This is a genomic window from Veillonella sp. T34266-5, from assembly GCF_002959815.1.
GTDB lineage: Bacteria > Bacillota > Negativicutes > Veillonellales > Veillonellaceae > Veillonella > Veillonella atypica.
On sequence record NZ_PPCZ01000005.1, the window covers coordinates 19968 to 35603 of the forward strand.

General features: G+C 38.6%; 11 protein-coding genes. 6 read left to right on the top strand and 5 right to left on the bottom strand.

Annotated elements, in window-relative coordinates:
• Nucleotides 1–6: 6 nt before the first annotated feature.
• The 3 genes from VIHSUH07_RS02965 to VIHSUH07_RS02975 all read left to right on the top strand — a co-directional run bounded on the left by VIHSUH07_RS02965 (nucleotide 7) and on the right by VIHSUH07_RS02975 (nucleotide 5064).
• Nucleotides 7–1557, top strand: a complete 1551-nt coding sequence (locus VIHSUH07_RS02965; RefSeq protein ID WP_009660900.1) for a Ppx/GppA phosphatase family protein — start codon at nucleotides 7–9, stop codon at nucleotides 1555–1557.
• A gap of 1 nt (nucleotide 1558) precedes the next feature.
• Nucleotides 1559–3676, top strand: coding sequence for a polyphosphate kinase 1 (gene ppk1 / locus VIHSUH07_RS02970; RefSeq protein WP_105083857.1), 2118 nt, complete (start codon nucleotides 1559–1561; stop codon nucleotides 3674–3676).
• Nucleotides 3677–4092: 416 nt separating this feature from the next.
• Entirely contained in the window at nucleotides 4093–5064 is a 972-nt protein-coding gene (locus VIHSUH07_RS02975; RefSeq protein ID WP_005382472.1) for a 3D domain-containing protein, read from the top strand.
• Nucleotides 5065–5183: 119 nt separating this feature from the next.
• On the opposite strand, the gene msrB is transcribed toward VIHSUH07_RS02975, so the two are convergent.
• The 3 genes from msrB to VIHSUH07_RS02990 all read right to left on the bottom strand — a co-directional run bounded on the left by msrB (nucleotide 5184) and on the right by VIHSUH07_RS02990 (nucleotide 8398).
• Nucleotides 5184–6119: a peptide-methionine (R)-S-oxide reductase MsrB gene (gene msrB / locus VIHSUH07_RS02980; protein WP_105083858.1), complete on the bottom strand. Its 936-nt coding sequence runs from the start codon at nucleotides 6117–6119 to the stop codon at nucleotides 5184–5186.
• Nucleotides 6120–7241 carry a 5-methyltetrahydropteroyltriglutamate--homocysteine S-methyltransferase gene (locus VIHSUH07_RS02985; protein WP_105083859.1) on the bottom strand — a complete coding sequence of 374 codons (1122 nt, stop codon included), beginning with the start codon at nucleotides 7239–7241 and terminating at the stop codon, nucleotides 6120–6122. It lies immediately after the preceding gene.
• 221 nt (nucleotides 7242–7462) lie between these two features.
• A complete protein-coding gene (locus tag VIHSUH07_RS02990; RefSeq protein ID WP_105083860.1) occupies nucleotides 7463–8398 on the bottom strand; it encodes a LysR family transcriptional regulator in 936 nt (311 codons plus the stop codon).
• Between the two features lie 107 nt (nucleotides 8399–8505).
• Here VIHSUH07_RS02990 and rnmV point away from each other — a divergent pair, with 107 nt between their 5' ends.
• Together rnmV and rsmA are read left to right on the top strand one after the other, a co-directional pair.
• The gene (gene rnmV, locus VIHSUH07_RS02995; protein WP_105083861.1) at nucleotides 8506–9036 is read left to right on the top strand and encodes a ribonuclease M5; all 531 of its coding nucleotides are present in this window, start codon (nucleotides 8506–8508) and stop codon (nucleotides 9034–9036) included.
• 57 nt (nucleotides 9037–9093) lie between these two features.
• Nucleotides 9094–9948, top strand: coding sequence for a 16S rRNA (adenine(1518)-N(6)/adenine(1519)-N(6))-dimethyltransferase RsmA (gene rsmA, locus VIHSUH07_RS03000; RefSeq protein ID WP_105083862.1), 855 nt, complete (start codon nucleotides 9094–9096; stop codon nucleotides 9946–9948).
• A gap of 75 nt (nucleotides 9949–10023) precedes the next feature.
• Here the strand turns inward: rsmA and VIHSUH07_RS03005 are convergent, their stop codons facing one another.
• A complete protein-coding gene (locus VIHSUH07_RS03005; protein WP_105083863.1) occupies nucleotides 10024–11271 on the bottom strand; it encodes a sodium/glutamate symporter in 1248 nt (415 codons plus the stop codon).
• Nucleotides 11272–11507: 236 nt separating this feature from the next.
• A complete protein-coding gene (locus VIHSUH07_RS03010; RefSeq protein ID WP_105083864.1) occupies nucleotides 11508–13103 on the bottom strand; it encodes a peptide chain release factor 3 in 1596 nt (531 codons plus the stop codon).
• Nucleotides 13104–13279: 176 nt separating this feature from the next.
• On the opposite strand from VIHSUH07_RS03010, the gene VIHSUH07_RS03015 reads away from it, so the two are divergent.
• Nucleotides 13280–15592: a DNA topoisomerase 3 gene (locus tag VIHSUH07_RS03015; protein WP_105083865.1), complete on the top strand. Its 2313-nt coding sequence runs from the start codon at nucleotides 13280–13282 to the stop codon at nucleotides 15590–15592.
• Nucleotides 15593–15636: the final 44 nt, after the last annotated feature.

The following is a 15636-nucleotide window of genomic DNA, read 5'->3' on the forward strand; positions in this document are numbered from 1 at the left end:
GTAGGTATGACATTATCAAAAGTGCTCAGATATGCTATTTTACATGTTGGGTCTAGTAGCATGAGCATTACAATATTAGAATACAAAAGTATTGATGATGTGCGTGTCATCGATTATGCAGCTCGAGAAGTGACCTTTGGAGAAGAATTATTTCAAACTTCACGTCTTAGCTTTAAAACGATTGAAGAGATTTGTGACATTCTTAAGGGCTATAAACAATTAATGGCTGATTATGGTGTGTCTAGATGCCGTTTATATGGCACTACCGTAATTCGGGAGGCTACTAATAGAAGGGCTATATTGGATCAGATTTTTATACAAACTGGCATGCGTGTTGAAGTGATAGATATGCCTAAAGAGGTATATTTTAAGTACGCCCTTGTATATTACGAAATGATGTACCATCATAAGGCGACAGATGAGGATACAGCCTGTCTCTTTGCAGACGTTACATCTGGAGGGGTTGGTCTAACGGCTTGGAGAGGAGCATCTTTGTTATTCCAACAAAACATGCATAGTGGTTCTCTCCGTGTTATGGAGTCTTTTAACAGAAATCAAAGGGCTTCTATATCGTTTAGCACTGCTATTACAGAATATTTGCATCGTATGATTAGTCCATTGCGAGAAGAATTGCAATTATTTAATATTAAGAATGTCATATTTTCCGGTGATGAAGCACGTTTAATCTTACAATTGATGGGATATAGTGATAGTGAACCTATTACAACAATTAACCCACAGCAATTTAAAGAGCTAGTAGACTCCTTTGATGGTATTACGGCCACCAAATTGATGAATCGGTATAAGATACCGGAATTTAAAGCTAATATTCTTATGCCTACAATGATTTTGTTTGCAGAAATCATTAATGCGATTCAACCAGAGTCTTTGATATTTAGTAGTTATTCTTTTTCACAAGGTATTAGTTGGTTTTACGGTGTAGAATCTGAAAATCATCCGTATATGTATCAGTTGCGTGAGCAAAATGCTGACTTAGCACGTGCTATAGCGGCTCGTTATCACACGGATTCTATACATGATAGGGAGGTTGAACGTTTTAGTTTAGCCTTTTGTAATGCATTGCGTCATAAAGGCTTGCCAGAACGGTGGGGATATTTGTGTCGCATAGCGGCAATCTTGTGTTCTGTTGGTAAATTTGTAAGCCTTAGAAATCATGGCGAGCATGCCTATCATATCGTCATGGGAACTGATATATTTGGACTTTCAGAGGAAGAAAAACAAGTAGTTGCGAATGTAGTTTATTACCACTATAAAGGGACACCTTCAGATGATGATGATTACTTTAGAGTGCTAACAGAATTACAAAAAATACAGGTTACAAAGCTTGTTGCTATCGTCCGTGTAGCCTGTTCATTAGATGCGGGAAGTAATCAAAAAATAGACGAGATACGATTAGAAGAGAAGGATAAAGAATTAATTGTTCACGTACGGACAAAGGAAAATATTTCTCTTGAATGGTGGACATTTAATCGAGACTCTATCTATTTTAGCGAAATATTTGGTATGGAAATTTCCTTGACCATAGGGGGTGTATAAGTTGTTTACAAGTCCAAAGTACTATTTTAACCGTGAATTATCCTGGTTAAAGTTTAACCAACGGGTTGTATTAGAAGCGATGGATACGAGCAATCCCTTAATGGAGCGTTTACGCTTTATCGCTATTGCCAGTTCTAATTTAGACGAATTTTTTATGATACGCGTAGCGGGATTACGTCATCAAGCTATGAATGGTATTGTTAAATATGATGCTGCTCATATGGATGCCAAGGCTCAGCTCAAAGCTATCGATGAATCTGTACAGCGTTTAGTTTCGTTACAGTATACCTATTTACATCGTGTTTTAGCAGATTTAAAGGAAAAAGGGTTAAGTTTTTTTCATCCTGAAGAGTTAGATGTAAAGACAAAGGCCTGGTTACGTCATTATTTTGAGGAACAAATCTATCCTGTGGTCACTCCATTGGCCGTTGACTCAGGACATCCATTTCCTTTTTTAGCTAATAATACGATTAATGCTATTGTTCGTATTTTTCAAGTCCAACCTGATGGTACAAAGGATTATAAAATTGCAATTTTGCCAATACCATCAGTATTAGATCGAATTATAGAAGTACCATCTTCATCGAATAAGGAACATAGATTTGTCTATTTAGAGGATGTAATTAGTTATTATGCAATCCAGTTCTTCCAAGGTTATGGCATAGAAGAGGCCATGATTTTCCGCTTGACTCGTGATGCGGACTTAGAAATCGATGAAGAAGACGCAAAGGACTTATTGACCGAAGTAGAGGCCTCTTTACGACGCAGACGCCGTGGTGATGCGGTTCGATTAGAGGTTGTTGGAGCTGGTTCTCCTGAATTGTTGAGTACCGTATTGGCAAGTGTAGAACTTGAAGAAAAAGATGTATACCATATAGATGGTCATTTAGATTGTCGTATGTATTTCGATTTTTCAAATTACCCTGGGTATGATAATTTGCGATATAAACCATTTGAGCCTAAAATACCAAGCGATTTAATTGGTTTCGAAGGAGAAAATTTACTCGATGTGATTCGTAATAGAGATATATTCGTACATCATCCTTTTGAATCCTTTAGTGTGGTTGAACAATTTGTAGCACAAGCTGCGGTAGATCCAAATGTATTGGCTATAAAACAAACCTTGTATCGCGTTAGTGGAGAATCACCCATTATTGCGTCTCTTATAAAAGCAGCGGATAATGGTAAGCAAGTTACTGTTTTGATGGAAGTAAAGGCCCGTTTTGATGAAGAGCATAATATTACTATGGCTCGTAGATTAGAAAAGGCGGGTTGTCATGTTATTTATGGGTTAAAGGGGTTAAAAACCCATTCTAAGATTACAATGGTAGTTCGCCGTGAAGAAGATGGTATACGCCGTTATGTGCATTTAGCAACGGGTAATTATAATGGTAAAACGGCCCGCATATATACGGATTGTGGTATTTTTACATGCAATGATGAATACGGTGATGATGCATCTCGCTTCTTTAATTTAATTTCAGGTTATTCGGATCCACCGATTTGGAATAAGTTTATCGTAGCACCATTAAATTTGAGAGAGCGAATTATGGATCTTATAGACGAAGAGATTCAATGTGCCAAACGTGGTGAAGATGCATATATTATTGCAAAAATGAATTCCTTACTGGATAAAAAAGTCATTGCCAAATTATATGAGGCCTCTGCTAATGGTGTGCGTATTGATTTGATTGTACGAGGAATTTGTACGCTCAGACCGGGCATTGTAGGTGTTAGTGATAATATTACGGTACGTTCCATAGTTGGACGTTTCTTGGAACATCATAGATTGTTCTATTTCCGAAGTGGAGGAAATGAAAAAATCTTTCTTTCTAGTGCGGACTGGATGCCTCGTAATTTAAATGAACGGGTTGAATTGATGATTCCTATTGAGGATAAACGTCATAAAGCAAGAATTAAAGGTATTCTAGACTTATATTTAGTAGATACATTAAAAGCACATCTTATGAGAGCCGATGGTTCTTATTATAAAGTATCTAATATAGAGGGACCGTTATCTGCACAAGAAGAATTAATGGAGGCTGCTAATACACAAGATAGTAGGGAGCAAATGACAGTCATAGAACGATTTAAGCCAATGTTTAAGATGAAAGAATAATGAAATTTCAAAACGCTGTTATATAGATGTATAAATATAGGTTATAAATACCCAATTTACGTATGTTTTAGTCGTTTTATTTACTGTAATATGAAATGTAAATGAAAATTTAGAACTTTAATATATTTTGTGGTAACAATAGAAAAACTCATAAATATTCATTGTCAAAATAATATATACATCATATACTATATATTGTAGTAGTATCTTATATACCTCTACAATTTTGCTTATGTAGTATGTTATCGAAAAACCTAGATATGTATTTATACAGTGGACAAAGTGTAAAAAAACAAAAGATTAAAAATAAGAAAAGCCATATATTATGAGGGTTTATCGACGATTGTTAACCTTGTGTGTTTGACAGGTTATATCTAACTGTAGTAGAATATGATTGTTACAGGAGGTATTTCGTAATGAGAATTCAAAAGACGCACAAGCGATATATATCGTCTGTGGTTGCTGGATTGATGGTAACTGCAATAACCTTGACTGGTTTTTCTTACAACGATAAAACTGTTACAGTCATGGCTGATGGTGCAGCTCATACTGTTAAAACACATTTAAATTCGAATGAAGGTATCGTGCGTAACGCAGGTATTAAATTAAATCCGAAAGATAAAGTAATTAGCGATTCTAATTCTGTACAAGAAGGGACAACACTTACAGTAGTAAGAGCATTCCCAGTATCTGTTACAGTAAATGGAAAAACTAGAACTGTTTATACTACACAAACTACAGCAGAGGACTTAGCAGAAGAATTAGGCTTTAAAGCTCCTAATTATACCACTGCAGCTAGTGGTGCTATTCAAGCTGGTAGTACTGTGAATATTGTACGTGTTACAAGCCGTGCAGTGAATACTGTGGATCAAGAAATCCCAGTTCAAGTTATTCGTCAAAAAGATGACACAATGGCTCAAGGTGAAGAAGAAGTTGTTCAAGTTGGTCAACCGGGCACTGAACGCGTTCAGGTTGAGACATTATATAATAATGGCACCGCTATTAGAACGAATGAATTGTCTAAGTCTGTAATGACAAATATGGTACCTACAATTATTAAAGAAGGTACTCGTGAAGTAACGACATCCCGTAATGTATCTGGCCGTGCATCTCGTTCCATCGTTATGGAAGCATCTGCTTATTTAGCAGGTGATGGCGACGGTGCTGGTATTACTGCTACAGGTATTCCTGCAGTACGCGGTGTAGTTGCTGTTGACCCTGATGTGATTCCATTAGGTACGCGCTTATTTATTCCAGGCTATGGTGAGGCCGTAGCAGCTGATACAGGCGGTGCTATCGTAGGGAATCGTATTGACCTTGTTATGGACTCCTATGGTGAAGCCATGGACTTTGGTCGACGTGATGTAACAGTTTACGTACTCGATTAATTCATATTAATAATAAAAGGAGATATCCAAGTGATATCTCCTTTTTGTATAATTACCCTAATGAGAAAAGGACGATAGTTTCCAACGAGGAAATATATCGTCCTTTTATTGTATAGATATTAGTCAATATAAGGAATTAGGTATTCATACTTTGTTCCTAATAATTCATTTTTAGGTATAAATTTGAGCGCAGATCCATTGATACAATACCGTAATGATCCATTAGGGCCATCTTCAAAGACATGACCTAGGTGGGCATTACCAATTCGACTGCGTACTTCAACACGCTGCATACCGTGTGAGTTATCTTTGTAATATCGAATAACATCTTTTGCTATGGGTTTTGTAAAACTTGGCCAACCACAATGTGACTCGAATTTACGCGATGATCCGAATAGTGGTTCGCCCGTTGTAATATCTACATAAAGTCCGGATTTAAATTCATCAGTCAATTCATGACTAAATGGTGCATCTGTAGCAGCATTTTGAGTCACTTCAAACTCTTGCGGTGATAAAGTTTGCAAGTCTTTTTCGGTCGGTTTGTTATAGGCACTATCGTCTATAAGTGGCTCTTGGGATAGGCCGAGAGGAATGTGACAATAACCATTAGGGTTTTTGTCTAAATAATCTTGATGATATTCCTCTGCAGAGTAATAGTTATCAAGTGGTAATACTTCGATGGCGAAGGGCTTGCTTTCAAAGGATTGAGCACGAGCTAATGTAGTCTCGATAATTGCTTTATCAGCACTATCTGTATAGTATATACCTGTCCGATACTGGATTCCTTCATCCCCGCCTTGTTTATTGATACTAAATGGATCGATAGCACGCAAGAAATACTGAATTAAATGATCTAATGATAATATATCGGTATCATAGATTACTTTTAGTGCTTCTACATGGCCACTATCATGACATACATCTTCATAACTTGGGTTGGTAGTAGGGCCGTTGGCATAGCCCACCTCAGTCGATACTATACCAGGAATTTGGCGAATATAACCTTGTAATCCCCAGAAACAACCACCACCTAAGTATATTGTGCGTTCTTTCATCTAATCACCCCATACTTCGTGTGCTATTTCTTTAACTAATGCTAATTTGGCCCATTGCTCTTCTTCGGTTAATTGATTGCCGATTTCGCAGGATGCAAATCCGCATTGAGGAGATAGGCAAAGTCTTTCGAGAGGAATGTATTTCGTAGCTTCCTTAATGCGAGCCTTAATCACTTCTTTATCTTCTAGTTGTGGACGTTTTGTTGTAATGAGGCCTAATACAACCTTTTTATTAGGTGATACTTCACGTAATGGTTCAAAGCCACCGGACCGTTCATCGTCGAATTCTAAGTAATATGCATCTACGTTTTCTTTGGCAAATAGAATTGGTGCCACTGGTTCATAGCCGCCGCTAGCAGCCCAAGTAGAGTTGTAATTACCGCGGCATACATGTGTTGTAAAAGCTAGATCCTGAGGACGACCTTCAAGAGCCAAGTTATTTACGCGTAAGTATTTTGCTGTTTCTCCTTCGATGGTTACACTTTTATCTTTTTGACGGCCAGTCCAATAGCCATGGTCGCAGCACATACCCCATGTACAATCATCAAATTGAATGTTGCGACAACCTGCATCATATAAATCTTTTATAACTTGACGATAGGCTGCTGCAATATCTTGAATTAACTCCTCTAAATCTGGGTAGAAGGAACGTGTTACGTTACCATTATCTTCACGGAATAATTCTGCTAAGAATTGAGATGGGGCAGGGATGGTTTGACGAGCTGTTGTATGTTCATCTTCGAATTGTTTTACGAATTTAAAATGTTCTACGAATGGGTGATTAGTACCTGTAATTTTACCTGTAAGTGCAAGAGAACCTGGTGCTGTTTCTTGGCCGTGGAATTTGTAGCCATGTTCAAGTTCAATTTCTTTTACACCATTGAATCCCCACATGAAATCCAAATGCCAATATGCGCGGCGGAACTCGCCATCTGTAATCACAGGTAGACCTGCTGCTTTTTGTTTTTTGATAAGGTCTGTAATAAGGCGATCTTCGACGGCTGTTAAATCTTCGCGACTGATTTTGCCGTCTGTGAAAGCTTGACGTGCTTCTTTTAATTCTGCTGGACGTAGGAAAGAACCTACAATATCAAAATGAAATGGTGCTAAATGATTAGACATAATAAAACCTCCTATAATAAACGGTATAACCGATAATTTCGATAGGTATATTATAGCTAAGTCTAACTATATTTAAAAATATCTATATGTTGATGTTTGATATAGATTATAGTTATGGAGGTGTTCATATATTAGAGCGTTAGTTATAAAGAAAAAGTACACCCCTGTGTGGAGGGTGTACTGATATAGTTTGTTAGTCTTATATTCGTAGAACAAAATATTTATTTTTCTGTAGGCAATTGAATATGTTTGCCATAATTATTTACGTATTGCTCTAAGGCATTAATATATCCTTGTCCTAAACGACTGCGTTGCATTTTGTTGTTGGTAATGTAACCGATATGCATTATGCCTTCTTCTGCTAGTGGCACTGAAATGATACTTTCGCCATTGAATTCCTTATCGATAACGCCGCTTGATACGGTATATCCATTGAGGCCGATTAATAGACTAAAGAGGGAGGCCCTATCACGGACGCGTATATGTTTTGGGCGCACAACAGTACTAAAAATTTCTTCGGAAAAATAGAACGAATTATGGTCACCTTGTTCAAATGATACATAAGGATATGGTTCCAATTCATTCATGGAGACCATTTTTTTAGAGGCTAATGGATGTTGTTTGCCGATAAAAATATGAGGGCTAGCCGTGAATAGCTCTGTAAAGGTTAATTCGTTAGTATGAATCAATTTTTCTAGAACAGGTCGATTAAAATCATTGTAATATAAAAGACCGATTTCGCTTTTCATATGTGCTACGTCATCAATGATTTCATAGGTTTGTGTTTCCCGTAACGAGAAATCATAAGAGTCTACATCGCTTTGATTGATAAGATCGATAAAAGCATTTACTGCAAAGGAGTAATGTTGTGTAGATACGGAAAATTGTTTTTTTCCACCTTTATTACTCTTATATTGTTCTTCTAACAGCGTAGCTTGTTCCAATACTTGGCGTGCATATCCTAAAAAACGCTCGCCCTCTTTAGATACAGTAATGCCCTTATTGGTGCGATCGAAGATGGTAATGCCCATCTCCTTTTCTAATTCTTTTATGGCTTTCGTCAAGCTTGGCTGAGATACGAATAAACGTTTTGCAGCCTCACTAATACTGCCGATATTGGCAATTGTCGTTACATATCGCAATTGTTGTAATGTCACAATTATCTCCTTATTTTATAGTTTTATATAATATTATACTAAACTATTACACCTATTTAAGCAATGCTATATATGTTACAATAATATAATAGATATAAGGAGGTCCTATGTTAAAAGAGGTTATTGTAGTAGAAGGAAAATCGGATATACAACGTATACACCAAGCTATTGACGCTGATTGTATTGCTACGGAAGGATTTACCTTGCGCAAGGGCGTTATGGAACAGATTCGCATAGCCTATGAGAAGCGGGGCATTATTATTCTTACCGATCCAGATACGGCAGGTGAACGTATACGTCGCGTATTAACGAAGAAATTTCCTAATGCACAACATGCCTTTGTTCCTCGCGATGAGGCCTATGCAAATGATGATATTGGCATTGAACAAGCTTCGCCAGAATCTATTCTAAAGGCTTTATCTGTACTTCATACGGAATCATTGGTATCCAGCGAGGAATTTACGATGGCAGATCTTGTACGACATGGCCTTTCTGGATTTCCTAATAGTGCTGATAAACGAGCTGCCATTGGTGCTGCTTTGGGTATAGGATATGGAAATGGCAAACAGTTTTTATATCGACTCAATCATTATGGCATCAGTCGTGATGAATATGAACAAGCCGTTTCAAGATGTTAATATACTTTCAACAAACATAGTATTAAATTCGTAACAAAATTTAGAATAGGAGTATTCATGATTGAATCTATCATTGCGAGTCCAGAAGTAGTTCATTATATCTGTAAACGTTTTGATATTAAAATGAGCAAAAAGTTGGGCCAGAATTTTCTGATTAAGCGTGGCATTGTTGATGAAATTGTAAAAGCTGCGGATTTACAAGAAGGAGAGCCTGTTTTAGAAATTGGTCCTGGTATTGGCACGCTTACCCAAGGCTTAGCACAAAGTGGTGCTAATGTAACGGCTATTGAGCTCGATACGCGTTTATTAGAGGTTTTAGATACGACACTAGCTCAATATAGTAACGTGACTATTGTTCATGGGGATGTGTTGAAATTAGATGTACCGTCCATTATGCATCATAAACCGTTCAAGGTTGTTGCTAATTTGCCATATTACATTACAACGCCTATTATTATGTCTCTTTTGGAAAGTAGATTGCCTATAGAGCGCCTCGTTGTGATGGTACAGAAGGAAGTAGCCCTACGGATGGTGGCAAAGCCAGGTACGAAGGATTATGGTGCGCTATCAGTGGCTGTTCAGTATTATACTATGCCTGATATTGTACTAGATGTTCCGCCAAAATCTTTCTTGCCAGCACCAGCTGTAACGAGTTCTGTCATTCGTTGTGTATTGCGCGATAAACCTCCTGTGGATGTGGTTGACGAGAAACTATTCTTCCGCGTTGTGAAAGCTGGTTTTGCGCAACGACGCAAAACCTTTGCTAATACGATGAAGACTACAGGTCTATCCAAGGATAGAATCGAAGAGCTATTAGCAAAAGCCAATATCGATGGTCAACGAAGAGGGGAGACATTTACCCTTCAAGAATTTGCTGATGTAGCTAATGCGTGGGCTGCCTTAATTAAATAATATAATTAAAAGGCCCTAAGGATTACCCTTAGGACCTTTTGGCATAAGAAAAGGACCCGAATGGGTCCTTTCATTTTAGTATAGAATGCCAGCCATTGTTGTAATAATAAAGGCATTAGCAAAGTCGATTAAGAATGCACCTACCAAGGACACAACGAGCCATGCACGAGGTGATGGACCATGTTTACTTGCTAAGGATAACATATTAACCAATGCATTTGGTGTAGCACCTAAGCCAAAGCCGATGGCGCCAGCACCGAGCATAACTGCGTCGTAGTTGCGACCAAATAGGAAGTAAATGAGGTATGCGAATACACAGATAAGCGCCATTTGTGCAACCAAGATTGTAATAAGTGGTAATGCAAGATCGATTAATTGTACAAGTTTCAAGCTATTGATTGCCATTGTAACGAATAAAGATAATGCTACATTGGATACGGCATCAAGAGCAGCATCGTTAATCTTGTAGGATTTTGTAAAATCACCTACGTTACGAATTACTGCGGCACAAATCATAGAACCGATGTATGCAGGTAGAGGTGTAATGATAGATAAACCAGCACTTACGATGGTACCAATGCCAAGAGCAAGGCCAATCCACATACAAATCGTTAATAAATCTTGAGAGTTGAATTGCTTTCCGCCGCCTTCAACATGATCTTCAATATAATCGATGTTGTCATCATCCATACTTTCAGGGTTGTCATAAGGTGTTTTTACCTTGTGCATCTTGATGATGCGTTCCCCTACTGGAGCACCTAAGATTGTACCAGCTACCATACCGAATGTAGCTGCCGCTACGGCTGCAGATGCTGTACCTGGAATACCTAGTAATTGTTCGTAGTATGGACCAAAGGCACCAGCTGTGCCAAGACCGCCAATCATGGAAACAGAACCAGCCATGATACCAATAATAGGTTCAATACCCAATGCTTTGGCAATAGCAATACCTGCAGTATTTTGAACTACAATCCATACGGCGCAAGCAAGGAAGAAGAAGATAATGAAAATACCGCCTTTTTTCAATACCTTTAAGGAAGCCATCAACCCGATGGTAGTAAAGAAGGCAAGCATTAAAAAGGTTTGCAAGGAACCTTCAAATTTAATATCCAAGATATGATAATAAGAAAGAATAGCAGTTAAAAATGCAAATGGTAAAGCCCCTACAGCTGGTGCTGGCATACACATGCGTTGTAAAAACTTGGAATGTTTATTAATCCAAGTACCTATGAATAAGGTAATTACAGCGAGGCCCACAGTTTGAATCATGGACAGGTTTAGTGTCCATACATCGTTGACTAACTTTAGGTCAATCAGTGGCATAAAATCACTCCTTTTAACAAATAAAAATAATTTATTACATTGTATCATGAACAACCAATTAAATACTATAGAATTTATCATGTATACAAAATATGTATAGATTATATATTCTACACTTTCATTATAAATTCCTCTAATGAGAATAGAAAAATTTTTGATTGTATGAATGTGAGACTAAAATGGCGAAGGCTCGATAGAAAGGGCCATCGCCATTTATATAGTGAACTAAGATTTAATTAAATCTCATTATGTAATTTTGGTGTTGTTAAGAATGTAACATCTGGATTACGTTCTTGTACCCAACCCATTTGCCATTCGTTGGCGATGAGTACAACGGTGCGGTCACGGTTATCCTTTACGATCATCGCATTATCTAGACCTTTTAGTGTAGATGTATCTACGTCTCCGTCAATCCAGCGTGCCACACTGTATGGCAATGTATGATTTAATAAATCGACACCGTATTCATTTTTTAGGCGGTATTCCAATACTTCAAATTGAAGCATACCAACAGCGCCAACTACGAAGGAGTCGAGAGCACCTGATTGTTCAAAGATTTGAACAGCCCCTTCTTGGGCAAGTTGTGTCATGCCTTTTTGGAATTGTTTGCGTTTCATCGTATCTTTTGGAGATACACGAGCAAAGAATTCAGGTGGGAAGACAGGAAAGTCGCCAAATGTAATCTTATGCTTTTGTGCACACAGTGTATCACCTACACCCATTGTGCCAGCGTCGAAGACCCCGATAATATCACCAGGGTACGCATCTTCTACAATGGTGCGTTCTGTAGCCAAGAATTGTTGTGGTTGTGATAAGCGAATCGTCTTATTTGATTGGCGATGCAATACGGACATGCCTTTTTCGAATTTACCAGAGCAGATACGCATAAATACGATACGGTCATGATGATTAGGGTCCATATTGGCTTGAATTTTAAATACTAATGCCGAGAAGTCTTCGCTTGTAGGTTGTACAACCTCTTCGATTGCTTGACGTGGCGCAGGGGATGGAGCGAGTTCTAAGAATTTTTCTAAGAATGGTTTTACCCCAAAGTTTGTCATGGCGGAGCCGAAGAACATCGGTGTCAATTCGCCGGCGCGCACCTTATCAAAATCGAATGGGTCGCCTGCAACGTCTAATAATTCGATATCATCAAGCAATGCTTGATATACATCGTCACCTAATAATTCTTTCATGCGAGGGTCAGTTAAAGCACCTTTTTCAGAGGCTAACTTTTCTTGACCATGTGTTTCATCCTTTTCAAAGAGCTCGATCGTTTCATGTTCTCTATCGTATACGCCCTTGTATTCACCATTGATACCAATAGGCCAGTTCATAGGGCATGTACGGATGCCGAGAACATTTTCGATTTCTTCCATCAAATCGAAAGGACTACGACCAAAATGGTCAATTTTATTTACGAATGTAAAGATTGGAATACCTCGTTCTTTAGAAACGGCAAATAGTTTTTTAGTTTGTGCTTCCACGCCTTTTGCTACGTCGATAAGCATGACTGCGCTATCGGCGGCCATCAATGTACGATAGGTATCTTCGGAAAAGTCCTGGTGACCAGGTGTATCGAGGATGTTTACGCGACATCCATCGTAGTCGAATTGCAATACGGAACTCGTTACAGAGATACCACGTTGCTTTTCGATTTCCATCCAGTCAGATACAGCGTGTTTTGCCGTTTTACGAGATTTAACGGACCCCGCTAAGTGAATGGCACCACCGTATAAAAGTAATTTTTCTGTTAGTGTCGTTTTACCCGCATCCGGGTGAGATATGATAGCAAACGTACGACGACGTTGTACTTCTTCTAAAAATGTCATAATTCACCTCTGTTGTTTCGCTTGTGAAAGTTTAATTGTATTGTACAATTTCCACATCATTCATATCTTTAAAATTATACATGATTTTGGTAGTTATGACCACTAAATTGTAGTATAATGAGATTTCAAAGAGCGACTACGGGGATGATCGCCATATGTACGTTAAGGAGGGGACCATGCGGTTATTTATTGCAGAAAAGCCATCCATGGCTCGAGAAATCAGTAAATGTTTGCCGGAACATAAGAATATACAAAAACGCAATGGTTATTTCATTCAAGGTGATGATATTGTTACATGGGTTGTAGGGCATGTATTACATCAAGCTGAACCTGGTGACTATGACGATAAGTATATCCGCTGGCGCCCTCAAGATTTACCAATCGTACCTACTGAGTGGAAATTACTCGTAACCGATAGTAGTCGTCAACAGTTTGAGACTGTAAAAGAGCTGATTGGAAAAGCTGATATCATCGTCAATGCGGGTGACCCAGATAGAGAAGGTCAGTTATTAGTCGATGAGGTTTTGTATTTTGTAGGCAATACAAAACCGGTGCAACGGATTTTATTAAATGCATTGGACGAGAAATCTGTAAAATCGGCATTAGGTGATTTACGCGATAATAAGGACTTTCACAATTTATATCAATCTGCATTGGCTAGAGCGCGTGCAGATTGGTTAATCGGGATGAATTTATCGAGGGCCTATACATTATCTGAACGGTATAAGGGGAATAAGGTAACATTGCCTATAGGCCGTGTAAAAACACCGACACTAGCACTCGTGGTACGTCGTGAACGAGAATTAGCCGATTTTAAACCGGTTGATTATTTTACCGTTAAAATTTTATATACCCATGAGAATGGTACCTTTTGGGCAACGTGGCAACCTAAGGATGAACAAAAAGGATTAGACCCAGATGGGCGTCTCATTAATAAGGGGGTTGCTGAAAGCTTAGTGCAACAGCTAGCATCAAGCCCTGATGGTGTGGTAAAATCCGTTACAAAATCCAAGAAGAAAGATTTACAACGTTTGCCATTATCACTATCGTCATTACAAGTGTTGGCAGGGAAGGCATACTCTTATGACCCTCAAACTGTACTTGATACGGCACAGAAATTATACGAGAAAAAATTGACCACTTATCCTCGTTCTGATTGTGAATACTTGCCACCTAATCAATATGGTGACCGCATGGCTATTCTCAGCAATTTAGTGCAAACGGGGGATGAAAAACTTTCACAATGGGCACAAAATGCGGATAGAAATATTAAGAGTCGTGCATGGAATGAAAAAAAGATTACTGCCCATCATGCCATCATTCCAACCACAGTTGCTTGTAATGTAAATAGCCTAACTCAAGCAGAACGTAATATTTACTTTCTCATCAGTCAGGCCTATATTGCTCAGTTTTATGGAGAACATGTATATGAGCAAACAAGGATTGTAGTTGGTCAATGCGAGGAAGAATTCGTTGCTAATGGTCGCGTTGTTATTGAAGAAGGCTGGAAGTCCTTATATAAGCGTCAAAAGTCTAAGACTAACGCAGATGGTGATGAACCGGACTTAACCGATGAACGAGGTGCAGAATCGGGGCCTAAAAAGGATGCTATCGAAGAAGCAGATCATTTGCCGTCGGTTAAAAAGAATGACTCAGTTCAATATACGCATTCATCTGTAGAGTCAAAACAAACAAAACCGCCATCTCGATTTACGCCTTCTACATTATTACAAGCGATGAAGGAAATTCATAAGTTTGTTAAGAATGAAGAGTTGAAGAAACAATTGAAGGCCGTATCCGGTATCGGAACGGAAGCGACGAGGGCTAATATTATTGATGAATTAATCAGTCGTGGGTTTATGAAGACATCTGGTAAGAAGCAGGTGTTATCGCCTACCGATACGGGATATCTTTTGGTAGATGCATTGCCTGATGAATTATTATATCCTGATGAAACCGCCGTTTGGGAGGAACGTCTTGCCCTTATGAGTGAGGGTGAGGATACACTGGAGTCATTCCTGAAAGATCAGATTCAATTTTTACAACACTTAATTGATAAACTTGGTTTTGATAAACTGGTAAGTCGTGATCAAATGATGCCCAATGTGGTCCGTACCATTTCGAATCAAAATGCAAGACGGCCTATGGATGCCAATCAAGTAAATCTGAAGGATTTACCCGAGTGTCCATCCTGTAAGAAGGGGCGATTACAACAGCGGAGTGGTAAGTTTGGCGCCTTTTTAGGTTGTACTAATTATCCGTCTTGTCGATATACTCAACCTGTAGGTGGTGGTCAAAACGAGGGTTCAAATCTGGAGGTTCCGGAAGAGTCAAAGCAATATATATGCCCTCGATGCAAAAAGGGATATTTTGTAAAGCAACAGATGAGAGGACGTACTACATGGGTTTGTAGTAATCGTTCTGCTTGCAAGACGCAGTGCATGGATGTAGAGGGTGTGCCGAGTATCTATGCAAATCAAAATAAATAATGACACTAAAAAATGCGTGTAGCTTATGATATGCTACACGCATT

Bases quoted from the DNA above. Each gene is read 5' to 3' on its own strand.
- VIHSUH07_RS02975 (WP_005382472.1), top strand. From the start codon at position 4,093: ATGAGAATTCAAAAGACGCACAAGCGATATATATCGTCTGTGGTTGCT.
- VIHSUH07_RS03015 (WP_105083865.1), top strand. From the start codon at position 13,280: ATGCGGTTATTTATTGCAGAAAAGCCATCCATGGCTCGAGAAATCAGT.
- rsmA (WP_105083862.1), top strand. From the start codon at position 9,094: ATGATTGAATCTATCATTGCGAGTCCAGAAGTAGTTCATTATATCTGT.
- VIHSUH07_RS03010 (WP_105083864.1), bottom strand. From the start codon at position 13,103: ATGACATTTTTAGAAGAAGTACAACGTCGTCGTACGTTTGCTATCATA.
- msrB (WP_105083858.1), bottom strand. From the start codon at position 6,119: ATGAAAGAACGCACAATATACTTAGGTGGTGGTTGTTTCTGGGGATTA.
- VIHSUH07_RS02985 (WP_105083859.1), bottom strand. From the start codon at position 7,241: ATGTCTAATCATTTAGCACCATTTCATTTTGATATTGTAGGTTCTTTC.
- rnmV (WP_105083861.1), top strand. From the start codon at position 8,506: ATGTTAAAAGAGGTTATTGTAGTAGAAGGAAAATCGGATATACAACGT.
- VIHSUH07_RS03005 (WP_105083863.1), bottom strand. From the start codon at position 11,271: ATGCCACTGATTGACCTAAAGTTAGTCAACGATGTATGGACACTAAAC.
- VIHSUH07_RS02965 (WP_009660900.1), top strand. From the start codon at position 7: ATGACATTATCAAAAGTGCTCAGATATGCTATTTTACATGTTGGGTCT.